Annotated in this window: 23 protein-coding genes; 11 read left to right on the top strand and 12 right to left on the bottom strand. The window is 70.1% G+C overall.

The window, feature by feature from the left end:
* The first annotated feature begins 79 nt into the window (after window positions 1–79).
* A complete protein-coding gene (locus ACG83_RS14795) occupies window positions 80–379 on the top strand; it encodes a hypothetical protein (protein WP_152991387.1) in 300 nt (99 codons plus the stop codon).
* A 59-nt stretch (window positions 380–438) separates the two neighbouring features.
* Here ACG83_RS14795 and ACG83_RS14800 read toward each other — a convergent pair whose 3' ends face one another.
* Window positions 439–948 carry a hypothetical protein gene (locus ACG83_RS14800; protein ID WP_152991388.1) on the bottom strand — a complete coding sequence of 170 codons (510 nt, stop codon included), beginning with the start codon at window positions 946–948 and terminating at the stop codon, window positions 439–441.
* A 791-nt stretch (window positions 949–1,739) separates the two neighbouring features.
* On the opposite strand from ACG83_RS14800, the gene ACG83_RS14810 reads away from it, so the two are divergent.
* Window positions 1,740–3,206, top strand: a complete 1,467-nt coding sequence (locus ACG83_RS14810) for a YhgE/Pip domain-containing protein (protein WP_083473260.1) — start codon at window positions 1,740–1,742, stop codon at window positions 3,204–3,206.
* A gap of 94 nt (window positions 3,207–3,300) precedes the next feature.
* Here the strand turns inward: ACG83_RS14810 and ACG83_RS14815 are convergent, their stop codons facing one another.
* Window positions 3,301–4,467, bottom strand: a complete 1,167-nt coding sequence (locus ACG83_RS14815; protein ID WP_235497910.1) for a hypothetical protein — start codon at window positions 4,465–4,467, stop codon at window positions 3,301–3,303.
* A gap of 1,196 nt (window positions 4,468–5,663) precedes the next feature.
* Between ACG83_RS14815 and ACG83_RS14825 the strand changes: the two genes are divergently transcribed.
* The 6 genes from ACG83_RS14825 to ACG83_RS14850 all read left to right on the top strand — a co-directional run bounded on the left by ACG83_RS14825 (window position 5,664) and on the right by ACG83_RS14850 (window position 13,641).
* Entirely contained in the window at window positions 5,664–8,963 is a 3,300-nt protein-coding gene (locus tag ACG83_RS14825) for an FG-GAP-like repeat-containing protein (RefSeq protein ID WP_083473261.1), read from the top strand.
* A gap of 162 nt (window positions 8,964–9,125) precedes the next feature.
* Window positions 9,126–9,560, top strand: coding sequence for a hypothetical protein (locus ACG83_RS14830; protein WP_054566806.1), 435 nt, complete (start codon window positions 9,126–9,128; stop codon window positions 9,558–9,560).
* An 8-nt stretch (window positions 9,561–9,568) separates the two neighbouring features.
* Entirely contained in the window at window positions 9,569–9,811 is a 243-nt protein-coding gene (locus ACG83_RS14835) for a helix-turn-helix transcriptional regulator (RefSeq protein ID WP_255354735.1), read from the top strand.
* Window positions 9,808–10,743 (top strand): hypothetical protein, encoded by a 936-nt coding sequence (locus tag ACG83_RS14840; protein ID WP_235497911.1) that lies wholly within the window; start codon window positions 9,808–9,810, stop codon window positions 10,741–10,743. The genes ACG83_RS14835 and ACG83_RS14840 overlap by 4 nt, the downstream gene beginning before the upstream one ends.
* A gap of 225 nt (window positions 10,744–10,968) precedes the next feature.
* The gene (locus ACG83_RS14845; protein ID WP_054566808.1) at window positions 10,969–12,240 is read left to right on the top strand and encodes an FAD-binding protein; all 1,272 of its coding nucleotides are present in this window, start codon (window positions 10,969–10,971) and stop codon (window positions 12,238–12,240) included.
* Between the two features lie 27 nt (window positions 12,241–12,267).
* Window positions 12,268–13,641, top strand: coding sequence for a M20/M25/M40 family metallo-hydrolase (locus tag ACG83_RS14850; protein WP_054566809.1), 1,374 nt, complete (start codon window positions 12,268–12,270; stop codon window positions 13,639–13,641).
* 4 nt (window positions 13,642–13,645) lie between these two features.
* On the opposite strand, the gene ACG83_RS42360 is transcribed toward ACG83_RS14850, so the two are convergent.
* The 8 genes from ACG83_RS42360 to ACG83_RS14885 all read right to left on the bottom strand — a co-directional run bounded on the left by ACG83_RS42360 (window position 13,646) and on the right by ACG83_RS14885 (window position 20,778).
* Window positions 13,646–13,795 carry a toll/interleukin-1 receptor domain-containing protein gene (locus tag ACG83_RS42360; RefSeq protein WP_076825314.1) on the bottom strand — a complete coding sequence of 50 codons (150 nt, stop codon included), beginning with the start codon at window positions 13,793–13,795 and terminating at the stop codon, window positions 13,646–13,648.
* A gap of 71 nt (window positions 13,796–13,866) precedes the next feature.
* Entirely contained in the window at window positions 13,867–14,898 is a 1,032-nt protein-coding gene (locus tag ACG83_RS14855; RefSeq protein WP_054566810.1) for a dihydrodipicolinate reductase, read from the bottom strand.
* A 59-nt stretch (window positions 14,899–14,957) separates the two neighbouring features.
* Window positions 14,958–15,815 carry an SDR family oxidoreductase gene (locus tag ACG83_RS14860; protein ID WP_054566811.1) on the bottom strand — a complete coding sequence of 286 codons (858 nt, stop codon included), beginning with the start codon at window positions 15,813–15,815 and terminating at the stop codon, window positions 14,958–14,960.
* A 121-nt stretch (window positions 15,816–15,936) separates the two neighbouring features.
* Window positions 15,937–17,046, bottom strand: a complete 1,110-nt coding sequence (locus ACG83_RS14865; protein ID WP_054566812.1) for a dihydrodipicolinate reductase — start codon at window positions 17,044–17,046, stop codon at window positions 15,937–15,939.
* On the bottom strand, window positions 17,043–17,864 hold the full coding sequence (locus tag ACG83_RS14870; RefSeq protein ID WP_063793090.1) for an SDR family oxidoreductase: 822 nt from the start codon (window positions 17,862–17,864) through the stop codon (window positions 17,043–17,045). Before ACG83_RS14870 ends, ACG83_RS14865 begins: the two co-directional genes overlap by 4 nt.
* An 84-nt stretch (window positions 17,865–17,948) precedes the next feature.
* Window positions 17,949–19,004 carry a dihydrodipicolinate reductase gene (locus ACG83_RS14875; RefSeq protein ID WP_054566814.1) on the bottom strand — a complete coding sequence of 352 codons (1,056 nt, stop codon included), beginning with the start codon at window positions 19,002–19,004 and terminating at the stop codon, window positions 17,949–17,951.
* Complete coding sequence (locus ACG83_RS14880; RefSeq protein WP_054566815.1) at window positions 19,001–19,711, bottom strand: TetR/AcrR family transcriptional regulator; 711 nt, start codon at window positions 19,709–19,711, stop codon at window positions 19,001–19,003. Before ACG83_RS14880 ends, ACG83_RS14875 begins: the two co-directional genes overlap by 4 nt.
* Complete coding sequence (locus tag ACG83_RS14885; RefSeq protein ID WP_054566816.1) at window positions 19,708–20,778, bottom strand: dihydrodipicolinate reductase; 1,071 nt, start codon at window positions 20,776–20,778, stop codon at window positions 19,708–19,710. Before ACG83_RS14885 ends, ACG83_RS14880 begins: the two co-directional genes overlap by 4 nt.
* 422 nt (window positions 20,779–21,200) lie before the next feature.
* Here ACG83_RS14885 and acpP point away from each other — a divergent pair, with 422 nt between their 5' ends.
* Window positions 21,201–21,437, top strand: coding sequence for an acyl carrier protein (gene acpP / locus ACG83_RS14890; protein ID WP_054566817.1), 237 nt, complete (start codon window positions 21,201–21,203; stop codon window positions 21,435–21,437).
* 410 nt (window positions 21,438–21,847) lie between these two features.
* On the opposite strand, the gene ACG83_RS14895 is transcribed toward acpP, so the two are convergent.
* Both ACG83_RS14895 and ACG83_RS14900 read right to left on the bottom strand, forming a co-directional pair.
* Complete coding sequence (locus ACG83_RS14895; RefSeq protein WP_054566818.1) at window positions 21,848–22,363, bottom strand: hypothetical protein; 516 nt, start codon at window positions 22,361–22,363, stop codon at window positions 21,848–21,850.
* Window positions 22,364–22,373: 10 nt separating this feature from the next.
* Window positions 22,374–22,952, bottom strand: coding sequence for a CGNR zinc finger domain-containing protein (locus tag ACG83_RS14900; protein ID WP_054566819.1), 579 nt, complete (start codon window positions 22,950–22,952; stop codon window positions 22,374–22,376).
* Between the two features lie 29 nt (window positions 22,953–22,981).
* Between ACG83_RS14900 and ACG83_RS14905 the strand changes: the two genes are divergently transcribed.
* Together ACG83_RS14905 and ACG83_RS14910 are read left to right on the top strand one after the other, a co-directional pair.
* Complete coding sequence (locus ACG83_RS14905) at window positions 22,982–23,824, top strand: iron-containing redox enzyme family protein (protein ID WP_235497912.1); 843 nt, start codon at window positions 22,982–22,984, stop codon at window positions 23,822–23,824.
* On the top strand, window positions 23,790–24,740 hold the full coding sequence (locus tag ACG83_RS14910; protein WP_054566820.1) for a DMT family transporter: 951 nt from the start codon (window positions 23,790–23,792) through the stop codon (window positions 24,738–24,740). Before ACG83_RS14905 ends, ACG83_RS14910 begins: the two co-directional genes overlap by 35 nt.
* The last annotated feature ends 71 nt before the right edge of the window (window positions 24,741–24,811 follow it).

Genomic DNA, 24,811 nt, shown 5'->3' on the forward strand with positions numbered 1-24,811 from the left:
CCTGCCGGTGCTCCCGGCCGCACCGGTGGCCCCTGGTGCGCCGGTGCCTCCTGGTGAGCCGGTGGTTCCGGGTGTGCCGGTGGCCTCTGGCGCGCCGGTGGTCTGCCCGCTGTGCGGCGGCCGGCTCGCCGGCCTGGTGGCCCGCTGCCCCGCCTGCCGCGGCGACCTGTCCGCGCTGGTCGCCGTGCAGGACCTCGCGGACCACCGGTTCAACGAGGCCGTCCGGGCCGCGCGCGAACGCCGGTGGGACGAGGCGGCCGCGGCACTGGCCGCGACCCTCGCGATCACCCCCGACGACACCGAGGCCCTGGGCCTGCTCCGCAAGGTCCGCTACCACCAACGCCAGGCCAGCCGGCATCGCCGACAGTCGTTCACCTGAAGCTGGTTCGGCTCCGGCCGCCCACCCGCACAATGTGCCCAGGCCCGGCCCGGTCAGATTCAGCTGGGCTCGCCGGGCCCTGCGTCGACGGGTGGGATTCCCAGCTCGGCCCGGGCCGAGTCGAGGAAATCGCGCTCCGCCTGGCGGCAGGCCGCGATCAGGATGTCGGGAATTTGGCCGGGCTCGTGCCCGGGCCGCGCCTTCGCGACCTGGCGGATGGCGTCGACGACCTCCGCGGACCGGTCGACGGTCTCCCGGTGGCGGGCGACCAGCCTGATCTCGATCTGCAGCTTGAGCGTCTCCACCTGCGCCGGGCCGCCGTCCGCGTGCCGCCCGCGGGCGACGTTGCCGCCCTCCCGGACAGCCACCTGATCGCTTTGTACGACCGCGCGCCACTCACGAGCCGAGGAGATGAACCTGGCGTAGACCGACTGGCGGGTGTCCCTTTCGCGGCCGGCTTCCTCCCGCCGCCAGGTGACGGTCTGCGCCCGGCTGGCGATGATCCCGCCGGTGGCCACCCCGACGAGAGTTCCCAGCGAGGCGATCAGCGGTTCGACAATCCCGCTCAACACCCCTCCCGCCGAGGATGGTCAGTGCCGGAATTACATCACGGTTGTCGTGTTCATGCCGCCTCGTGGGACGGGCCCGATCGTTGTAGGGCCCGGGCGGCCGGGATCGGTACCTTGGCGGACTCCCGCCCACACTCCCGGCGGGCGGCGGTGTTCAGACGCAACGCCGGCTTCGGCCGGAGGGCCCGGGGGCCGAGCTCCTCCAGCGGGCGTTCGCGTTGGTCCCGGCCGCCGTCGACGATATCGGCGACCAGTGCACGAGATCACGGTTGCCCGCGACGGGATCTCGGGCAGGCCCTGTCGGATTCCGGTCCGCGTCGTTGTCTTCGGCCGCGAGATCTGGAAACCTCGAATTCAGCCGTAACAGAGGGAAGGCTTGCCATGGGGCTCGTACTGATCGGTTTCCTGTTGCTCTTCGTCTTCGTGGCTCTCGTCCTGCGCGGACGGGCGGTCCGGCGGCTGCGGGCCACCCCGCAGGACATGCTGAGGGCAGGAGTTGATTCCACTTCGGTTGATTCGCATCAGGCCGCACGGAACGCATCGGGCCAAACTGCGTGGATGATGGGCCCGTTCTAGTCGCCACGACATCTGACGGCTTGTCTGCGCGATGTTCCTCCACCCGAGGAAGCCGCGCATCCGTGTGCGCCATTGCCAAAGAGCGGCCGAAACGGGATCGCCTGGTTCAGTGATCGTGCACAGATCGTCCAGTACTCCCTGGTGTACTCGCAGCGGCTGCTGGCGGCCCACATATCGTGTGGCCCACGGGGGACTGAGCGAATCGAGACAGGCTGTTGGCTCCGAAGGACGCAACGCCGCCGCGGGACGACTTCCCGGTTCGGGTGCATGACCTGCTGCGGGAACGCGCCGTGTGGGTGCTGCCGCTGATCCTGGCCTCGGTCGTCGTCTCGGCCATGACCGCGCTGTACCTCGCGTCCGCGGTCGACCCCCTCGGCCATGTGCGTGGCCTGCCGGTCGAGGTGGTCAACAACGATCGCGGCGCCACGCTGGGGGCAGAGCACCTCGACATCGGTTCGCGTATCGAGGCCGGTCTGCAGGCGAGCCCGGAGGTGTCCCGCCGGCTACGGCTGGAACCCGTCACCCTGCCGGAGGCGGAACGGGCCATGAGCCGCGGGCGGGCCTACGCGACCGTGGTGATCCCGCCCGGCTTCACCGCCTCGCTCCTGGCCCAGGCCGGCCTGCCGGCAGCTGGGGCATCGGGGGGCGCGGCTACCCGGACAGGAGACCGATCGGTCCAACTGCTGACCAACCCGCGGGCCGGCACGCTGGGAGTGAGCCTGGCCAGCGGCGTCCTGCAGCCCGCCCTCGCCGCCGCCTCCCGGACGATCAGCGCTCAGCTCACCGCGGCGGCCGACGCGACGGCCGGGGCCTCGACCGGCGCCGGAACCGCGACGACTGGCGGTGCGGCGACTGCGACTGCGGGTGCGGGCGCTGGTGGCGCGGCGACGCAGGCGTTCCTGGCGAACCCGGTGACGGTCACCACCAGCCAGTTCCACCCTCCGCCCGCGAACAGCGCGCTCGGCCTGAGCGCCTTCTACCTGGCCCTGCTGACCCTCATGTGCGGATTCCTCGTCGGGACCCTCCTGCATTCCACGGTGGACGCGGCCCTCGGCTACGGCACCTCCGAGGTCGGACCCCGCTGGACCCAGCTCCAGCCGAAAGCGATCAGCCGCTGGCGAACCCTGCTGATCAAATGGGTGATGGCGGCGGCGTTGACTGCGGTCGTCACCGGCCTGATGATCGCGATCGGAGCCGGCGCGGTGGGCATGGACGCCCCCCATCCGCTGCTGTTGTGGGTCTTCTCCTGGCTGTGCGCGGCCAGTGTCGCCGCCGGGACGATCGTGCTCTTCGCGGCGCTCGGCACCCCCGGGCAGCTGGTCGCGCTCCTGCTGTTCGTCTACGCCGGTCTGGCATCGGCCGGTGGAACGGTGCCCATCGAAGCGTTGCCCGGCTTCTTCCGGCTGCTCAGCGAGGCCGAGCCGCTGCGGCAGATCCTCGCCGGCGACCGGGCCATCCTGTACTTCGACGCCCAGGCCGACGCGGGCCTGACCCGCGGCGCCGTGTCCGCCGCGATCGGGCTGCTCTGCTGGCTCGCCCTGGGCGCACTGATCGTCCGCTGGTACGACCGCCGAGCGCTGCACCGGATGAACCCGGAACTCCTCACCTACGTCAACCGCGCCGTCCAGGACTATCGCGCCCAGAGCAAGCCCGCAGAAGACCAGGGACCACGGGCGCCATGATCGCCCGTCCCGGGGCCCGCCGTGCGGGTGGTCACCGGCGGACGGCGGTCAGCGGAGACGGACGTATGTCGTCGACCTCGACCAGGTGGGGACGTCAGGGATGCGCGGGTGGTGTCCGCTGCCATTCATTACCGATCTTCCACACAGCCGTGACATCAACGGTGGCGCAGAGCTCCAGTAGGTCGGGACGCGGTTTTGAGGGGACGAGGAGGGCCAGACGCGGGGGCGGGTCGATGAAGCGTCCGTAGTCGAGGAGTTGGCCGATGCCCATGCGGATGGCCTCGCGGGTGACGGTGCCTTTGGCCTCGATGAGCTCATTTGCCGTCGCATCGTAGAGGTCGGTGAACAGGGGCCGCGACTCGTTGGCGGGCACGATCTGCTTGCGGCACACCTCGTGGCCAAGAGCTCGAAGATGATCGGCGTAGGAGTGGACGAGGGTGGCCTCGCGGCGGAAGGCGGTGGTCGGCTCTCCGGACGTCGTCATTCCGTACTGCGCGGTGTTCGAGATCTCGACTGGCACCGAGATGACACGGCTTACGGCGGTCGGGGTCGCAGGCAGGGGCGCATCAAATGATTGCACGAGACCCTGCGGGCGCAGCCGAAACATGATGACCGTACGAATCGGCCCGCCGCCGGTTTCCGGAGCTTCACTCGTGTACCAGGGGTGATCAGGATCGACCTCGAATGGTCCGAGATACTCGACGCCGCCTTGGGCGGCGCGGAAGAGTCGAAGCGCGCGGCCTTGTTCCCGGTGACGGAGAATGGAAAGGTTTCCCTGAACCATTTGTTGATCGCCGAGCTGCCCTTCCCCGGTGTAATGGAAGCAGCCGTCGTCTCCCCACCCATCGAAGTATCCGTGCGCTCTCCCCCGCTCCGGATCGGTGAAGAGCAGCACGTTGGGAGTGGACCGGGACGGACCGATACCCCCTTGTCGCCGACCGCCGTATCGTGCGTGGACGTCACGCCGGACCATGATCACGCCAGGCTCGATCTCCCAGAAGACACCAGCCGTACTAGCGCTGCTGGTGGCCTGCTCGATGAGACTGCGCAGGGCCACCATGAACTGCGTGCGTTTGTGTTCGTCCTGCAACAAGTCGAAGGCTGGTGCGGAGAGACCGAACTCAGGATCTTCCTGTTCCAGCCAACGGCGTGGCTGCGAGCCGTGGGCCGCCGGCGGCGCAGTGCTGGCACGGATCTCCCACAGCGGTGAGTCCCGTAGCGCGACGACGGGATACTCCGGGGCTGCTCGTCGAGGGTCCACGGCGCCGTCAGCTACGAGAGCAGCGGCAAGTCCTTCGCGGGCCTGAGACCATCGGCTCAACCGCACGCCCTCTGCGGCACGCCGCAAAGCCCACAGTAGCGCCACCGGCTGGTGTGGCAGCAGGACACCACGGTTCGACGCTCTCCGGAGAGTCGCCAGCGCGCTTAAAGCGCTATCGAAATCCACTAAGTAACCGTACGGTGGGCGTCGTCGGGCGTGACGACTGGTCTTCGCTGCCTAGCGACCGGGGGTGGGGGCGCGGCACTGCGGGTGGTGGTTAACCTTGGGGTGCCTCAGCGTGATGGGCGTTGGACGACCCGTGGCAAGCGGGCCGCTTTCGGCGCTGTGGGTTACGGACGTTGATGGGCCGGCTCAGGCAGGTCGGCATCCCTGCAAACCTGAACCTGCAGGTCAATGGCACAGTAGTGTCCGTTGAACCTGTTCACGTGAGGATCCGTCGGGCTGGCTACAACGGCAACCCGAACGCCAGGATGATCTGACAGCGAGCGGCAGGGAACGGCGCGAGACGAGTGGTCACCTCAGTTCGGGAGACGGGCTGCTCGGTTCAGCGATGGCGCACAGATCGCCCAGGACCCCCGGAGTACTCGCAGTAGGTGCTGGCGCCCAGAGATCGTGTGGCCCCCGTCGCGACCGGCTCCCGCTGGAACCAGTCGCCCGCCGGGGGTGAACGCGCCATGAGTCGCGGGCGGGCTTACGCAACTGTGTGTCCCAGCCGGCCTCACCGCCTCGCTCCTGGCCCAGGCAGGCCTGCCGGCATCCGGGGGGTCGGCGGAGGCGGCGGTCCAGGCAGAAGAGACCGTTCCGTCTAACTACTGACTGTTTTCGCGATGTGCAGGATTTAATGTTCATCCTTTGGACTTTCGGTCTTCATGAAGTCTGCCATTTCCCTGTCACGTTCGGGTGGTTCAGCATTCTGCCGGCGGTGATCACGTGGTGCTCGGAATGGCGTCGCAGTCGCCGGGTGCGTCCTTAGCCGTGTAGGGGGTGGCGTCGCCGGAGTGCTGGACCGTGCGCATTAGGTCGAACCAGGCCGGAATGTCCACCGGAATGCCTGAAAGTGGATAGTCTGCGCGAGCTGTTTCCGGTGGTCGGTGCCTGTCGTGCTCCGGCGATCGCTCGGTTCCGGCGCCCGCCAGGGTGGTCCGGTACGGACTCCAGGCAGGGAGCGCCCAGGAATGGACGGCCGTTCTCAGGTAGGACCTCGGCTGCGGGGAACTCTCACGCGCATCCGCCGGATCGCCGTCGGCATGGTCGTGGCTGTCGCGCTCGGTGCCGGCGCCGTGCATCCGGTCGCGCAGACCCCCCAGCTGTCCGGGCCGAACGAGTCGATGGTGATCGACGGGGTCGGACCGATCACGCTCGCGGCGGCCCCGGAGGACCTCGCCGCGGGGGTCACGCCTCAGGACATCGTCGTCGAGGTGGAGCTTGGCGACGATGTGGACCGCGAGGCCCTGGCGGACGTCGTCGCCGAGCTGAACTCCCGGCAGGGGTCGCTGAGCGACGCGTTCAAGCAGAACCTGCTCGCGCTGCCGACGGACCTGCCGGGAGGCGCGGCCGATGTCGGCGCCTACCCGGACGTCGACGGCGTCGTCGAGGTGACGGACACCGTCCTGCGCGTGACCATCCCCGCGGCCGAGGTAAGCACCCAGGTGAGCGCGCTGTTCCATACCATCGCGATCGCTCTCGGCACCGGGCTGGGCATGGTGGTGCGTGCCGCCTGCATCGGGGGGACGGCGGTGGCCGGTGCGTTGTGCGCGGCCATCGGCGGCGCGATCGGCGGGTTCGCCGGGCAGTTCCTGGTGCAGGCGATAGACAAGAAGCTCGGCACACTCGACGGGTGGGCCAAGATCATCGTCTCCACCGTCATCGGCGCCGCGGCCGGCTATGCCTGGGAAACCTGGGTCAAGAACTGGGCGAAAGACGACCTGCCCGGCTATTTCGCGGCGATCGGCCGGACCGCGGTCAAGGTCGGCAAGACGCTGGCGGGCTGGTGGACCGGCGGCGCCGGCCTGGCCCTGGAGGACGCGGGCCTCGAGTTCCAGAACCTCGCGCCGATCCTCGAACGCATCGCCCGGGACGCGGCGGGCGCGGCGTCGGTCCTGTCCGGGATACGCCTGATGCCGGTGGGTGACTCGATCACCTACGGCGTCGGGTCGTCGGACGACAACGGCTATCGGGACGAGCTGTGGGACTCCCTGAGCCCGACGGTGCTGACGCTGGACTTCGTGGGTTCCAACTCGTCGGGGACCATGTCCGACAGGAACCACAACGGTTGGCGGGGCGCGGTCATCAACGAGATCGCGAACGTGGCCGTCGCGGACGCGGCGTCGATGCGGCCGAACGTCGTGACGCTGATGGCAGGCACGAACGACATCCAGAAGAACCAGGATGTCGCGGGCGCGCCGGCCCGCCTGGGCGAGCTGATCGACGGGCTGCGGGCGGCCTCGCCGGGAGTGGCGATCGTGGTGGCGACGCTGGTGCCGGTGAAGGGCGACACGGAGGCGCAGAACCGGCGCAACACCTACAACGAGGCGGTGCGGTCGCTGGTCGCGGACCGGCAGGACGGCGGGCAGAAGATCATGCTCGCTGAGATGGGGCCCATGACGGACGCCATGATGTTCGACCGGCTGCATCCGAACGACGCCGGTTACGACTACATGGCGATCCAGTTCGACGACGCCGTCCGGGCGATGCTGGAGTACGGCTGGGTGAGCAACCCGGCGGCCGTCGACGGCTCTGGCGGAGGCACCGGCGGCGGGGCCGGGACGTGCGCGGTCCCCGGCGGCGGCTGGGAGGCGCTCGGCCGGATCGCGCAGGGCCCGATCAACCCGGACAGCTCCAGTGCCGGTGTGATCGGTGACGTGCGCCTCGCGGACTTCGACGGCAACGGCAAGACCGACTACGCGATCGTCACCGACACCGGCGCCGTGTACCTGTGGACCAAGATCACGGATGGCTGGGAGAACCGGGGCAAGGTCGCGTCCGGCAACGGGGTGGCCGGTCGCGGGTCGCAGGTCCGCTTCGCCGACCTCGACGGCGACCATGACGCCGACTACCTCGTGCTGCACACGAACGGTTCCGTCGAGGCATGGCGTAACGACGACGCCTGGATCAACGGCAGCTCCGCCTGGACGTCGAAGGGCGTCGTCGCCTCGGGCACCGGCGCCGCCGCCGACGCGCGGGTCGTGTTCGCCGACCTCGACGGCGACCTGGATGACGACTACCTGGTGGTCAACGCCGACGGATCGGTCGACGCCTGGCGCAACGGCGACGTCCTCGTCAACGGAAAGAGCGCCTGGAACGGGTTGGGCCGGATCGCCGCGGGCACCGGGAACCCGGGCTTGAAGGTGCGCCTCGCCGACCTCGACGGCGACCTGGACGCCGACTACCTGGTCGTGAACTCCGACGGCTCGACCACGGCCTGGGTCAACGACAACGTGGCGGAGGACCTGGGCGCGGGCTGGGACTCCATCGGGAAGATCGCGGCGGGCACCGGTACGGGCGGCACGGCCGTGCAGTTCGCCGATGCCGATGCCGACCGGGACGTCGACTACTTCATCCTCGGCACGGACGGCACCGTGACCTGGTGGGAGAACGACAAGGTCGCGACACGTACCGACCGGGAGAACGGCTTCAGGAGCCGGGGCACGTACGGCAACCACCTGGCCGACGCCGCCTCCAACGCCAGGTCGGTGACGTTCGCCGATCTCGACGGCGACGGGGACGACGACTACCTCCTCGTCGGGCCCAAGGGCGAGGTCGAGGCCTGGCGCAACGACAACGTCGCCTACCGGGGCACCAACGCCTGGATCAAGATCGGTCGGGTCGCCGACGGCGTGTCCCCGGCCGCCGGCGAGCGGGTCGTGTTCGCCGACATCGACGGCGACGGGCGCGACGACTACCTCGTGGTGAACACCGCCAACGGCCGGGTGCGGGCCTGGCGCAACAACAACCCCTTCACGAACGGCATCACCGCCTGGGCCGGGCTCGGCGTCATCGCCCAGGGCCCGTCGGGGGCCGCCGGGAACGAGGTGCAGTTCGCCGACATCGACGGTGACGGAGACGACGACTACCTGCTCGTGGCGGTCGACCACTCCGTGCGCGCCTGGAAGAACAACGGCACGGACGTCGGTGGCGGCTGGGCCGCGAAGGGCGTGATCGCGCAGCCACAGGGGACCATCGCCGTCACGGAGCGGACCGTGTTCGCGGACATGAACTGCGACGACCGCGCCGACTACGTCCTGCGCGACCCCGGGCAGAACAACCTGCTCCACGGCTGGTTCAACCTCGGCGGCTTCGACAACTCGTGGTCGGCGAAGAAGCTCGTCGCCTACGGTGTCGCGATGGGCTTCCCGGTGGAGGTCCGCCTCGCCGACATCTCCGGCGACGGCCTCGACGACTACCTCGTCGTCGACCCGACGAACGGCGCCGTCCGCGCCTGGCTCAACCGGGGCGGCAACCAGGTGGACGCCTGACCGCGGCCCGGCGCAGGCGCAGGCGGAGGCGGAGATCCTCTCCAGAAGGAGACGCCCGGGTTCCAGCGCTCGCCGCAACGTTTCGCACCGACCAGCGCCGAGACGTCCGCCCAGGCGGCCGCGGTCGGGCGACGCGCAAGCATGACAAGCGAGCTTGACTAGATGGAAAGCGAGCTTTACGTTCGGGTCATGGTTGACGAGAGCCGCCAGGACAACATGACGCGCGACGCCCGCCGGGCGATCATGATCGACGGCATCCCGGTCTCTCTCCTCGGGATGATCGCGCTTGCGCTGGGCAGCTCGCCCGACCAGAGCGCCGCCGACAAGGGCTGGTGGCTTGGCGTGACCGCCGCCTTCACCCTCGCCGTCGTGTGGGTACTGGTGCGGGCCTTCCGCCGGGCCGACGAGTATCAGCGCAAGATCCAGCTCGAGAGCATGGCGATCGCCTTCGCCGCCGTCCTCGTGGGTCTGCAGGTCGCCGTCCTGCTCGACGCCACCGACATCGTCGGGCTGCGCCCACTCAGCGAGGCGATCGTCATCGGTGGCGTGGGGCTCTGGTTCGCCGTCGCGGACGTGCGCACCCGCCTGCATCGGTGAGGAACCGGTTGCGCACCCTGCGGGCCGAGCGCCGCTGGAGCCAGGCGGACCTGGCCGACCGATGCCAGGTATCGCGGCAGACCATCAACGCGATCGAGACCGAACGGTACGACCCAGGCCTGCCCCTGGCGTTCACCCTCGCGGGCATCTTCGAGCTGACCATCGAGGAGATCTTCTTCCCCGACCGCGCCGACCGTGCTGACCATGCTGACCGCCCCGACGGTCCCGCCGCGTCCGGCACGCGTCGATGAAGCGCCCGTCGCCCGAGGGCCTGCCGCCCGGGGCTCTGCCGGGCGGCACCGTGGCCCGGCGGATGTGGCGGCTGTTCGAGCCGGTGCATGCCGTCACGTACTTCGCGCCGGCCTGCGCCGGGGCCTTCGAGCGCGCGGGCCTGCGCGGTTTCTGGCGCGGCTATTTCGCCGGGCGGTCGGCGCCGCTCGGCCCGGTTGGCGCGGGGCCCGTCGTCGGATGTTTCTTCGGGTTCGCGCCGGCGATGGTCTCGCGGGCGCTGCCGGAGGTCTGGACGAGGATCACGCCCGCGGAGGCGCTGGACGCGCGGCTCGCCGGTGCTCGCGAGGCCCTCGGCCAGGTGCTGGGGGAGCCTGGTCCCGGCGAGGCGGCTGATCTGGCCGAGCCGGCCGACCTGGCCGAGCTGGGCGGTCTGCTGCGGGCCGCCGCTGAGCACGCCCCGGTCGCGGGCCGCGTCCTCGCCGCCGCGAACGCGGCCCTGAGCTGGCCGTCGGATCCGCTCGGCGTCGTCTGGCATGCCACGACGATCCTGCGTGAGCATCGAGGCGACGGTCATGTGGCTGCTCTGGTGACCGCTGGTCTTGACGGTGTCGAGACCGCCGTCTGGAGGGCCAGCATGGGTGGCGTCGGGCGGGCGGACTTCCAGCGCGTGCGCGGCTGGTCCGATGACGAGTGGACGGCGGCCGCCGGCAGGTTGCGTGCCCGTGGCTGGCTCGGTGCCGCCGGCCAGCCGACGGAGGCGTCGCTGTCCGCCTTCAGGTCGATCGAGACGACGACGGACCGGGTAGCCGCCTCGGTCTGGGACGAGCTCGGCACCGACGGAGTCGAACGCTGCGCGGCACTCCTGGCTCCCGTCGCGCGCCGCGCCGCCGCGTTGCTGCGGTGGCCGAACCCGATCGGTGTGCCCGACCCACGCGAGCCGATCTCGGGGTAGCCGACGCCGGCCGTGGCCGCGACCGGCGTCGGACTCGCCCCCCGACGCGTAACCAGCACGGCAGGCTGACCGTCAGACGGGCCCGATCGTCGTGGGGTCAGGGCGGTCGGGGTGGAACGATGTCCATCGGCACCCGCGGCAGCCCCACCAGCGGGGGCACCAGCAGCGGTGGTGTGGCCCGGTCATCCCGGCGTGCTCGTCGCGGCGGAACCTGGAGGATGCGCGATGCGTGAGGGCTCGGACGAGACCAACTGGGCCGGGAACATCGTCTACCGGGCAGACCGGTGGGTCGCGCCGACGTCCGTCGAGGAGCTGTGCGAGATCGTGGCCGCCTGCGATCGGGCCCGGCCTGTCGGCACACGTCACTCGTTCAACACGATCGCGGACACGGCGGGGACGCTCATCTCGACCACCCGGCTGCCTGCCCTGTTCCGGCTCGATGCCGACGCGGGTGAGGTCACCGTGAGCGCCGGGACCCGCTACGGCGATCTCGCCCGCGAGCTGGACGCGCGGGGCTGGGCGCTGCGGAACCTCGGCTCCCTGCCCCACATCTGTGTCGCCGGTGCGTGTGCGACGGCGACGCATGGCTCCGGTGACCGTAACGGGAATCTGGCGACGTCCGTCGTCGCGCTTGATCTGGTCACCGCGTCGGGCGACGTCGTCACGGTTCGCCGGGGTGTGGACCGCGACTTCGCCGGTCATGTCGTCGCACTCGGTGCGCTGGGGGTGGTCGTGGCGGTGACGCTCGCGATCGTGCCGACATTCCGTGTTCGTCAGAACGTCTACCAGGGCCTGGCGCGCGCCGCGTTGCTGGACCATCTCGACGAGATCTTCGCCATGGCCTACAGCGTCAGCGTCTTCACGACCTGGCGCTCCGATTCGTCCCTGCTGTGGGTGAAGCAGCGGGCCGATGCGGTCGACGAGGCCGCTCCGGCGCCGGGGGAGATGTTCGGGGCCGGAGCACTGGTCCATCCGGTCCACCCGATATGCGGCCTCGACCCGATCCACACCACGCGACAGCTTGGCGTTGCCGGCCCCTGGCATGAACGACTGCCGCATTTCCGGGCGGGCTTCACCCCCAGCGCCGGGAACGAGCTGCAGTCGGAATACTTTGTCTCCCGCGACCGCGCCGCCGCGGCGGTTGAGGCGATCCACCAGATCGGCGAGCAGATCCGGCCAGCCCTGCACGTCAGCGAACTGCGCTCGATCGCCTCCGACGATCTGTGGCTCAGCCCCACCCAGGGCCGCGCGGCGATCAGCCTGCATTTCACCTGGCGTCCGGCCGAAGCCGCCGTCACCCGAGCGGTCGCCGCGGTGGAACGCCAACTGGCCCCCTTCGAGCCGCGCCCGCACTGGGGAAAGATCTTCACTCTGCCCGCGGAGACGATCCGCGCCGCCTACCCGCGAGCCGCGGACTTCACCGCGCTGGCCGAACGCCGCGACCCGACCGGTGTCTTCCGGAACACCTTCCTGGCGAACACACTGGGCCTGACCTGATCAGGCCCTCGACGGGATGATGCGGGCATGGTGACCACGTCTGCGGGAGCGTCGACCGGGGGAGCCGAGCCGGTGGTCGGCGCGGCGGTCGCCGAGGTGGTCCGGCTGGCCAGCGAGCTGATCGCGATCGACACCACGAACACCGCAGACGCGGACCGGCGAGGCTCCGAGCAGCCTGCCGCGGAGTATGTGGCGGCGCGGCTGGCGGAGGCCGGGTACGAGCCGGCCTACGTGGAGTCGGGCGGCCGGGGGCGTGGCAACGTCGTCGTCAGGCTGCCCGGTGCCGACCCGGCCCGCGGCGCGCTGCTGGTGCACGGCCATCTGGACGTCGTTCCGGCGGACGCGAGCGAGTGGTCCGTGCACCCGTTCTCCGGCGAGGTGCGGGACGGCTACGTCTGGGGGCGCGGTGCGGTCGACATGAAGGGCATGCTGGCGATGATGCTGGCCGTCGCCCGCGCCCTGCGGCGCGGCGGCGTCCGCCCGCCGCGCGACCTGATCTTCGCGTTCGTGGCAGACGAGGAAGCCGGCGGGTTTCAGGGCGCCCGGTGGCTGGTCGAGCACCGCCCGGAGCTGTTCGAGGGCGCCACCGAAGCGATTGGCGAGGTCGGCGGGTTCTCGGTCACGCTCGGCGCCCAGCGGGACGGCACACCCGGCGGACCTCGGGTGTATCTGGTGCAGACCGCGGAGAAGGGCTCGGTGTGGCTGCGGCTACGAGCACGTGGAACGGCTGGCCACGGCTCGTTGCTGAACGAGGACAACGCGGTTGTCAAGCTCGCCGCCGCGGTCAGCCGGCTCGGCGGGCACCGGTTTCCGCTCGTCCTCACCGGACCGGTGCGCGAACTGCTCCACGGCCTGGCGGAGCTGACCGGGCATCCGTTCGACGAGCGTGACCCGCAGGCCACGGTCGCCCGGCTGGGTGGCCTGTCGCGCCTGGTGGGAGCTGCGCTGCGGGACACGGCCAACGTCACGATGTTCGAGGCCGGCTACAAGTCGAACGTCGTGCCGTCGGTGGCGCGGGCCACCGTCGACGGCCGCGTGCTGCCCGGTCGGGAGGCCGCGTTCCGGGCGGAGGTCGAGGCTGTTCTCGGGCCGGAGATCGAGTGCGAGTGGGCGAGCCTGCCCGCGGTCGAGACCAGGTTCGGTGGCGCGCTGGTGGACGCGATGGCCGCGTCGCTGGTCGGCGAGGATCCCGGTGCACGGATCCTGCCCTACCTGCTGCCGGCCGCGACCGACGCGAAGTCGTTCCAGCGTCTCGGTATTCGCACGTTCGGCTTCGCGCCGCTGCGGCTGCCCCCCGACCTCGATTTCACTGCCCTGTTCCATGGCGTCGACGAACGGGTCCCGGTCGACGCGCTCGAGTTCGGCACCCGCGTCCTGTACCGCTTCCTGCTGTCATGCTGACAGTTCACGATCTCGCCGTCGCCCGATACCCGGCTTCTGCCAGAGTCCAGGCGATCCACTCCGCCCACGGCCGGTCGGGCTGGGCGTAGGAGACGAAGAAGTCCCAGCCCACGCCCGCACGGTCGGTGCTGTCCGTGTCGTCCCCGTCGCTCACCCGCACAGTGTGTCACCGGCCCAGGTCGGGGCAGACCGTGCTCGTACGGTGTTGGCTCAGGGTCGAAGGCGCTACACGTTCTCGCGGTTCAGCAGGTGACGGCCGGTGACGAACGGCAGGTCGGCGTGGTTGACGATGCCCGGGGCCGCGGCGACGACATGGGGAATCGCGTTGATCGCGGGCATCGCGGTCGGCCCGGCCGAGGCGAAGTGGGCGCTGCCGATCGGCGCGAGCCGCACCTGGACGCCGGGGTCGCCCTCGATCTCCAGGACGTAGCCGTCCTCGACCGGCCAGTTCGGCGTCATCTGGTCGCCAACCTTCCAGACGAAGCGACACTCGATCACCGACCGGCCACCGGAGATACCGGCGATGACGCCCTTGAAGCCGGAGATCTGGCCCTTCTCCAGCTTCATGAAACCGAAGTCGACATCGTCGGTCGCGGCGGCGAACTCGGCGGTGAACCGGACCTCGTCGAGCTCGATCGCGAGGGCCTGCGCGAGGACGCGGATCTGCTCCTTGAAGGACCCGCAGTTGACCTCGATCATGCCGGGGGCGGCCGGGTCGTCGGGGTCCAGCCCGATGCTCATCGCGCGGAACATCCGCTCATTGGCGTAGCCGCTCATGTCGAGTGACTCCAGCATCGAGATCCGGTCGATCCGGGTGCACATCGCGCTCGCCGCCAGCACGGTCATTCCCATGTGCCCGGGGTAGACGCCGGTCGTGTAGAGGGACGACCGGCCGCGTTCGCAGGCCGCTGCGAGCCGGTCCCGGACGTCCTCGCCGTAACCGGCGCCGGCCAGCATGTACATCGTGGACACGATGTTCACCCCGGCCGACAGGATCCGGTCGAGCTGGTCGAAATCCGGCCGGTAGGCCATGTAGGCGACGCAGTCCGGCTTCAGCGCCAGCAGCGCCTCGACGTCGTCGGTCGCCGTGACGCCGATCGGCGCGATCCCGGCCAGCTCGCCGACGTCCCTGCCGACCTTCTCCGGCGAGTAGGCGTAGCAGCCGACCAGCTCCAACGCCGGATGCCCGACCAGCCCGCGGACAGCGGCGGTCCCCGTCTTTCCCGTCGTCCACTGAACGACACGCAGCTTGCTCATCGAAATCTCCGTCTCCTCGAGGTCTTCGTCGCCGTGGGCCCGGTCCTGTGGGCCCGGTCCTACCGGGCCTGCCGCTCGGGCGGGCGGGTCGAGGTCTCCATGAGCGCCCGCCAGGTCAGGGTGACCTCGCCGCGCGGCATCGCCAGCGACCGGGTGGTGATCCACTCGTCGAGGGGCTTGGACCAGGTCACCGGCCCGTTCGGCAGCCCGTCGTACAGCGACGTGGCCACCGTCTCCGGCTCGGCCGGGTTGAACAGGCCGTTGCGCATCCGGTCGAGCAGATCCTCCGAGTCGGCCCGGTTGCACAGTTCCGGGTCGAGGGTGTCCTTGAAGGCGTTGAAGTTCGGCGACGCGGTCGCACCGACGAGCATCGCGGTGACATCCACACCGTGGTCGCCGAGCTCGCCCCACAGCGACTCGGCGAGGATCCACTCGAAGGCCTTGCCCGCGTTGTAGGTGGCGCTGGTGACGGCGCCCTGCGTGCCGCCGGTGGAGCTGACCAGGGAGATCCCACCCCGGCCGCGCGCCACCATCTTCGGCGCGAACAGGTTGAGCAGGATGATCGGCGTCGCGCAGTTCGCCTGCACCGACCGCAGCTGCAGCTCGAGCGGATGGGTGAGGAACAGCCCGATCGGCGCCACCGCCGCGTTGTACACGAACAGTCCGACCTCCAGATCGTCCGTCGCCGCGGCCACGATCTCGCCGATCTTCGGATCGGTCAGGTCCGCGGCTAACTCGCGCACCTCCACGCCGTGTGTCGCCCGCACCTCCGCGGCGGTCGCGGCAAGCGTCTCGGCACCGCGGGCGTTCATCACGACGTTCAGCCCACGGGCCGCCGCCTCCAGGGAAAGCGCCCGGCCGATGCCCATCGACGCGCCGGCGATGAAGGCCCACGGCCCGTACTTGTCCTTGAACATGCTTCTCCCACCATTCGGTCGGCGCCGACGAGCGGCGCGCTGATGCCCTGCAGGCTGGTGCTCCGCAGGCTGGTGCGGTCCACGTTGATGCTCCGCAGGCTGGAATGAGGACGCGGCGGCGTCAGGACCGCACGACAGTGGCCGGCTCGGGCCGGACGAGACCCACCGGGCGCACAAGCGGCAGGTCCAGGTGGGTGTGGATCCCGGGCGGGGCGGCGCAGACGGCCGGGATCGCGTTGACGGCGTTCATCGCCGTCCACACCCGGCCCCAGTAACCCTCGTCCCCGGTCGGGTGCCTGCGGGACGGTTCGAGGGTGAGGGTTGTCGACGGCTCGCCCTCGATGCTCACCGAGTACTTGACGGTGCCGTAGCCCCAGTTCGGCTCCAGGTCGTCGGACATCTTCCAGAAGCTGCGGAACACGATGACGGGCCGGCCGCCGGCCAGGGCGATCCACTCGTGGCGCATGCCCCCGACGGTTCCGGCGGGGATCTCGCCCGACCGCACGGCCAGGTCCGTCTTCGCCACCGCGACGTCGAAGTCCGTCACGTACTCGTCGACGGTCACGCCCAGGCCCACGGCCAGCAGCGCCATCGACTCCCGGAAGATGTTCTCCATCGTGTGGATCAACGGGCTGGGGTTCCGGCGCGCGTCGTCGGGGTCACGGCCGAAGCCCAGCCCGTCGAAGTTCATCGCGTGCGACGGGTGCGGCGCGAGGTCCGCGACCTCCTGAACGGTGACCCGGTCGACGCGGGTGCACAGCCGAGCGACGGTCAGCGGCAGCAGGTCACCGGAGAAGCCCGGGTGGATGCCCGCGCCGAACAGGGAGCTGCCGCCGTCCCGGCAGGCCGCGGCGAGCCGCGCGACCGGCTCCTGGTTCGCGAGCCCGGCCGGGAACACCCAGCCCGTCGGCGTGACGATGCTCTTGCCCGACCGCAGGATCCGGCACATCTCGTCGACGTCCGCGTACAGCGGCGCGTAGTTCACGCAGTCCGCATCCAACGCGAGGACGTCGTCGACGGAGCCGGTCGCCGCGACGCCGACGGGGTCGATCCCCGCGAGCGTCCCCGCGTCGACCCCTACCTTCTCCGCGCTGGTGACGTAGACCCCGACCAGCTCGTAGCCCGGGGTGTCGACGATGTGCCGGATCGAGATCCGGCCGATCGAGCCCGTCGCCCACTGGATGACCCGGTAGGCGCGCCCGGGTAAGCCGGTTTCGATTGAGGTGCTCATGACAGCCACTGACCTCCGTTGACCGCGAGATGCTGGCCAGTGATGACGCTGGCCAGGTCGGACGCGAGGAACAGCACCGCTCCGGCGCACTGGTCCGGCGACGGGACGATCCCCAGCGGCATCTCCGTGGCCTTCGTCCTGAGCCACGCCTCGACGCTCGTGCCCGCCGTCGCCGCAGCGCCGGCTCCCAGGCGCTCCAGGTTCTCCCCGAGAACCGGGCCGAGGAAGACCCCGTTCACCCGGACACCCCAGCCGCCGACCTCCAGCGCCAGCGTGCGGGCCAGCGCCGCGAGCGCCGACTTCGACGTCGAATAGGCGCCCATCGTGGCCGGCGTGCGCACCGCCGCGCCCGAGTTGACGAGGATGACCGAGCCGCCGCCGCGCTCTCTCATGACCGGCACCGCCGCCTGCACGAGGTGCAGCGCGCCGAACAGGTTGACGTCGAAGATGCCCCGCCACACGTCCGGATCGGCGGTCATGACGGGCTGCCAGTCACCTTCGTGATGGCCGTTCTGCACGAGGATGTCGACGCCGCCGAACCGCTCGACGGCCGCGGCGACGAGGCGCTGGCAGGCGCCCGCGTCGGTGATGTCCGTGGGCACGGACAGCGGTTCCCGGCCGAGTGCCCTGATCTCGGCGGCCACCGCCGCCAGCCGGTCCGCCCGCCGCGCCGCGAGCACCACATCCACACCCGACCGGGCGAATCCCAGCGCGATGCTGCGCCCCATGCCCGGCCCGATCCCGGTCACCACCGCGACCTTCCCGGCGCCGAACAGGGAGGGGCCTTCCCCACCTGCCAGGCCATCAGTACCGGTCATCTCGCCCTCCTCCATGAGGTCCCTGCGTCGGATGGCGCGGCGGCCGGTCGCTCCGCCGCCCCCTGGGGGTCGCGTCAAAGAGCGTCAAAGGCCCACGGCGACGGCTGTCACCAGGGGCAGCGTCGCGACGGTGGCGATCCCCGGCGGCGCGGCGCAGACCGCGGGGATGGCGTTCACGGCGGGCATCGCAGTCATGATCATGCCTAGGCCCATGTAGTTCGGTTCCGACCAGTCCGGCGGCGGGAGGACCTGGAACTGCGACCGGACCGCGGGCAGCCCGTCGATCTCGACGAAGTAGCCGTGGCCGACCTCCCACGGCGGCTCCCGGTGCGGGCCCATCACCCACAGGACGCGGCACTCGACGAACGGTTTCCCGCCGCGCGTTCCCGTCCAGGCGGCGCGCACGCCCGAGACGGTGCCTTTCGGGATCGCCATGAAACCCAGGTCGGCGTCCTCGGTCGCGACGGCGAACTCCGCGTCGAAGACGATGTCGTCGAGCTCGGCGCCCAGCGCGTCGGCCATGACGGCCACCGCGTCGGCGAACACCGATGTGGCCCGCCGGGCGCGCGCCGGCAGGTCGGGGGTGTCGATGGGGAGCCCGAAGCCGATGGACCCCTGCGTTTCGGCCGACTCGTACCCGCTCGCGTCCACGGACTCCGTCACGCGTATGCGGTCGACCCGCTGGCAGATCCCGGCGCTGACGAGCCCGAAGAGGTTCGCGAAGCCAGGATTCACCCCGGAGCCGAACAAGGTGGCGCCACCGTCGAGAGCGGCCCGCTCCAGCCTGGAGCGCCGCCGTGCGCCGAGGTGGTCACCGGTGATGAACTCGGCGGTCGTCGAGACGTTGACGCCGGCCTCGAGGAGGCGGCACACCTGGTCATCGTCGAAGTGCATGGGGGAGTAGCTGACGCAGTCCGGGCGGGTGGCCAACAGGGTGTCGATGTCGTCTGTCGCCAACACTCCGGCTGGTTGCCCCCCGGCCAGGACGCCGGCGTCGACGCCGACCTTGTCCGGGCTGTGCGCGTAGCAGCCGACGAGCTCCAGACGGGGGTCCGCCGCGATGGCGCGCAGCGCTCGCCGGCCCACGTTCCCGGTCGTCCACTGGACCACGCGAAGCGGTGCGGTCGACGGCACCGTCATGAGGCATCTCCTGCCAGGTGTTCGCCTGCGGGGGTCGCGCCCGCGGGGGGCGCGCCCGAGGGAGCCACGCCGGGGCCGGGCTCCAGGTGCGCGGCGAGCAGGTCGACGAGCGCGGCGCGCTCGCGGGACGTGTCGAGCGGCTCGCGGGTGGCCAGCTGGGCGAAGACGAGCCCACGCAGCGCCGCCCAGAGCAGGTGACCGACGGCTCTCGCGTCGCCGTGGTGCTGTCGTTCGGCGATCAGCTCCTCGCCGAGGCGCGTCAGCTCGGCCGCGACCAGGGCGAAGTGCTCCCCCGTCTCCGCGTCGCGCTGGCTGCGCGTCGCGACGGCGATCTCCAGACTGGCGCGCGAAGCAGGTGTGCAGAACGCGGCCCAGGCGGCCTCGACGAGCGCGCTGACCTGGTCGCGGACGGAGCCCATCGGGACCCCGAGCGTGGCCATGCGCCGGCGCAACTCCTCGAAGCTCGCGTCGACGACGGCGGTCAGCAGGCCGTCACGGTCTCCGAAGTGGTACTGGATCACGCCCCAGGTGACGCCCGCCCGCTCGGCGATGTGCTTGGCGCTGGCGGCGGCGAAGCCCTCCTCGACGACACAGCGCACGGTCTCATCCATGATCAGGGCGCGGGTCCGCTCGGCACGCTCCTGCGCGCCGCTCGCCGGCCGGGTCGGCGCGATCGGCCCGCCGCGACGCGTGCCGCGCGACGTCACGGCATCAGGCCGTGGGCCTGGGCGACCGGCAGGTCGGACAGGTGGGTGAGCCCCGGGGGTGCCGCGCAGACCGCGGGGATCGCGTTCACGGCCTTGGCCGCCGTCGCGATGACGCCGGCCATGTTGTGATCGGTGCTCTCGTCACCGACATGAGTGTTGATCTCGACGCCGGGCACGCCCCTGACCACGACCCGGTGCACGCCTGGGCGCCCGTCGGGCGGGAACGGCCACTCGGGTGCGGCCTGGGCGGTCAGCCGGTTCACGTGCTCCATGACGATCGCGGGACGTCCGTGCACGATGCCCTCGACGGCGAAACGGGCGGCGGCGACCTGGCCCGGCTCGACGGTCATCATCGTGCAGGTGATGGTCTCGGTGGCCGTCCAGGTCTCGTGGCGCTCGCGGAGCTCCTCGACCTGCACCCCGAGGCGGTCGGCCAGCAGCCGGATCGGGCCGCCCCAGATCGACGCGAGCACACCGGGCAGGAACAGGGCGGGCACGGTGTCGGGCGTGGCGCCGAAGCCGAAGCTCGCTCCGGTGAACTCGGCGTCGTCGTACGTGCCGTAGTCGAAGATCTCCTGTACCAGGATCTCATCGGCCCGTTCGGTCAGGCTCAGCGCCGCGAGCGGCAGAAGATCACCGGAGAAACCGGGGTCGATGCCGTTCACGAACATGGTGGTGCCCCCGGCCGTGCAGGCCGCCTCGATCGGCTCGCGCAGCCAGGCATCAGCGTGGGGCGGATAGACGAGCCACACCAGGGACGTCGCGACGACGTTGGTGCCCGCGGCGAGGAAGGCCGTGATGTCCGCGAGGGCGGCCTGCGGGCGGGTCTCCGCCTGCGACGTGTAGACGACGCAGTCGGCCTTCAACGCCAGCAGCGCCTCCAGATCGTCCGTCGCGGTGACACCCGTGGCGGTGTCGAGACCGCAGAGATCGGCCGCGTCCCGGCCGATCTTGTCGGGGCTGCTGGCGTGTACTCCCACCAGTTCCAGCCCGGGCCGGTTGATGATCGAACGTAAGGAGTGACGACCGACGTTCCCGGTGGAGAACTGGATCACGCGCAGCGACATGGAAGCTCCCGACTGTGCGAGCCGACGACCTCCGAGTGGGTCGACGACCTCCGACCCGAGGCATCATAAACTCCTTAATGGTTTCGCTGTCCAGTGGTCGCCAGCGGATCCCGACATGACGACGAGAGCAGGATGGGCCCGGCACAGTCGGGTGTCCGCCTCCTTCTGGGCGCCGTGCACCGGACGCCGTGCACCGGACGCCGTGCGCCGGGCGCCGTGCGCCGTGGAGGCCCGACGGTCCGGGTGGCATGGGGTGCCGACGAGGTCCGCGACAACCTGCGCGGCCGTGCCTGGCGGGACGGACCTCCGTGTGGTGAAGATCACCAGGCCAGGAGTGGACAGTGGAGTTCACGGCGTGGGCCGATCGGAGATCATGCGGGTTCTGTCCGTTTCCAATGCACGCCCGAGCAGGAGGCCGCGGAATGTCCACCGTTGAGGAGCGCGTAAAGAGCGTCGTCGCGGAGCAGCTGAACGTCGAGCTAACGGAGGTGACCAACAACGCGTCCTTCGTCGATGACCTGGGGGCGGACTCCCTGGACCTTGTCGAGCTGGGTGTGGCCCTGGAAGAGGAATTCCAGCTCGGTATTTCCGACGAGGATGCCGAGGGGATCAACACCGTGCAGAACGCCATCGACTGGATCAGGGCGCGCCGGCCGTAGGAGCGCGGTCGGGCTGTCGACGCGATCCGCCGGAGCTGGTGCTGGTGGAAATTGTCACGAAGGAACCTGCGGGGTCTCCGTCTGCGCCGGAAGCGCAGGTGAGAATCGTGGTGTTCGTGACCACTACTCCGGCGGAATCCGTGAAGCTGCTCGAGGCAGGTTCTTCGAACCGAACCAACAGCTCGCGCCGAGGATATGGAGGACGTGGAAGTCGGCGCACCACTGCCTGACAGACGGCAGCGACCGCTGCCGGGGCGCGATGTGGGAGATCCTGACCGTGGCCGCGACCAGGCGGTCGGCATTTGTGCCGCTGGGGCGGTGCGTCGAGAAGTCAGGCCGGACAATCAGGCCGGAAGGTCAGGCCGGTGACTGGGCCAGGATTCGCGTCCTTACGCCGCGACCGGTTCGTCTCAGTCGACCGTCGGCGTGAAGGAGCGCCGCAGACGTCGGTGGCGATGCGCGAACACCTTGGACACGACCGAGGCCAGCGTGGCGTCGAGACCGGGAAGGCGGGCGAGAGGTTGCCGCAGCTCGAAGGTGACCCGGTCGTGGACCACGGTCCGGGTACCGGCGTTGCCCGGTTCGAGGGTCCGCTCGTGCTCCCACCGCCGCATCGACAGCATCGTCGAAGTCTCGAGGAACCGCCGGCCCGGCTCGCATTCGGCGATGACGAGGTTGTCGTAGTCGAACGGGAGGAATCCGAGCAGCAGCAGCCAGCTTCGGCCGGCCTTGCCCCCCACTGGCAGGTCGTCGAGGGTGGCCCCGCGCAGCAATCGCGGGACCGTCATCCGAATCCACGGCCTGAGCTCGTCGTTCACTCCCTCGATTCGGCTTGCCCGAGCCCACACCTGGGCCGCCGTGGCGGGGACCTCGCTCCGCCGCTCGACGACCTGTACGCCCTGCTCCTTCCGGCGGCCACTGGTCATCCCATGATCCTCAGGGCAAGCTACTGCGGCGGTGCGACCGGACGCCGCGGAGAGACGCCGGGTCCGCCATCTCCGCTGCCGTGGCGCGATGGCGTGCCACGGCAGCCGTGTTCGCGCATCGCACAGAGCAGTAGCTGCGTCGGCCATTGCGAGACACGTCAACGAACGCCATCTCGCACCTCGCGCGTTCGCATCGCCCGAGTCGGCCCGCGCCGCCACCGCAGATCACCTGAGCCAACCCCGCGCACGTGATCGCCTTGATCCGCGCGACAACGCCAGAATCGGGAAGCCGATAATGCAGGTGCGGACGTCCGTCATGCGCGGATATATACGGCGAGCCGGTTGCTTCCGCCAGCAGGTCATTGACCAGGTCGTAGAGCCGGTGGTCCGCCGGCAGGCCGAAACACGCGTCCAGTCGGTCGGCCCAGCGCAGCAGATCCGTCCGCGCGGCATCGTTGTCGAGCTCCGCCTCGACCACCGCATGGCCCCGCAGAACCGCCCGCACCAGATGCGCGGGCGCATTCCTCTCGAGATTTGCCAGGTCAGCCGCCAGATGAGCCCCGTGCATACTGTAATGGTTGAATTGCACCTTGTCATTCCAGCACTCTCGGAGGAGCCATGCAAGACGCGCCTACCGCCAGAGAGGCTGAGTCCATGACGGTGATGCACGCGACGCCTGTGAGCATCCGGAGGGAAGAGATCGAGAAGATGGCCAGCTCCGTCTTCCGGCACGAGGCACTGCGGAACGACTTCTATGAGAGGTGGACGACCCGTTCCCTGCCGGCGGAAGAAGTCAGGGTGTTCGCCGTCGAATACCTGACCAGAACCATCAGGACGAGCGAGATGGTAGCGCTGTCCGTGGTGAATACGGCGGACCGTGCCGCGCGGACAGAATGCGTGAAAAATCTGTTCTCCGAATATGGTGGAGGTGATCCCGAGAAAGTTCATCTCACCCTTCTCGAGAACTTTCTCGCGGATCTTCTCGGGCGGGTCTCGGGATATTCGGTGACGATCGATGAGCTGTACCACGAGTCGCCCCTGCCCAGCACCCTGGCCTTCAGCTCCGGGCAGCGCGCGCTCTTCACATCGGCGGACCAGCGGGTTGTCCAGGGTGCCCTGCTGGCGCAGGAATGGCTGGCGTACTCGATGATGGTGAGGCTGTACGAGGGCTTTCGCAACTACAAGAGCTACTACAGCTCCGAAGAGGAGTTTCACGAGCACTGCGAGTACTTCTACGTCCACATCGGAGAGGCGGAGAAGGAACACCGGATCCAGGCTGTCGAGTCCGCCGCCCACGTGTGCACCGACCCCACGGACCTTGCCCGGGTCCAGGTCGGGTTCGACGGCTTCCTCGACCTGACCGTGGAGTACTGGCGCGGCGTGGAAGCGCGTATGCGCGCGGCGGGGGGCCTGGAGTTCCGAGCCCATGCGAACGCGGTACCTGCCGCTCGGGCCCGCTAGCGACGCCGGCCCGCGGGACCCGAGCCGTGACCCGGAACACCGCCACCAGGCCGGTGCCCGGGGCCGGTGGGTGCCCGCAGGCCTCGTGCTCGCCCAGGTCCTGAGCCTGCAGTGCGGCGCCGCGGCGGCCAAGAACCTGTTCCCCGCCGTGGGCACCACCGCGACCGTCCTGATGCGCCTGTGGTTCGCCGCGCTGCTCCTGCTCGCCCTGGCACGGCCCAGCCTTCGGGTCACCTGTGCCAGGGGTATACGCCCGATAGCCGCACTGGGATGCGTACTCGCGGCCATGAACATGGCGTACTTCCAGGCCGTCGCGCACCTACCCCTCGGCATCGCGGCCGTCCTGGAACTGCTCGGACCACTCGCGGTGGCGACCGTCATGTCGCGGAGTCGGGCAGACGCCCTCGCGGCGGTACTGGCCCTCGGCGGAATCACCCTGATCGCCCTTCCCCACGGAGCTGGGGTCACCGCCGCCGGCCTGACACTGGGCCTGCTCGCGGCGATCCTGCGTGCCTCCTACGTCCTGCTGGCCGGGCACATCGGACGCACGACCGCAGACCTGTCAGGTCTCGCCGTCGCCCTCCTCGTCGGCGCTTGCGTCTTCACCCCGTTCGCCCTGGCCTTCGGGCACGTCCACCGCCTCGGCGACCCGAGGAACCTGGCCCTGGGCCTGCTGGTCGCGGTCCTCTCCTCGGCGCTGCCCTACACACTTGACGTCCACACGCTGCGGAGAACCAGCGCCAGGGTCTTCGGCGTCCTGCTCTGCCTGGGGCCCGCGGTCGGCGCCGTCGTCGGCTATCTCCTGCTGGGGGAGCAGCTCAGCCCGCGGCAGGTGATCGCGGTTCTGCTCATAACGACAGCCACCCTTGTGGTCTCCCGTCCAAAGGAGGCCACTCACCGCACTCCACCGCCGTGAAGACCAAACAGAGATCCGCCAGCTCGCATACACCGTGCGCCATGTCGCGCAGAACGAACCGCCCCGGGTTA

This window comes from Frankia sp. R43, from assembly GCF_001306465.1.
Classification (GTDB): domain Bacteria; phylum Actinomycetota; class Actinomycetes; order Frankiales; family Frankiaceae; genus Parafrankia; species Parafrankia irregularis.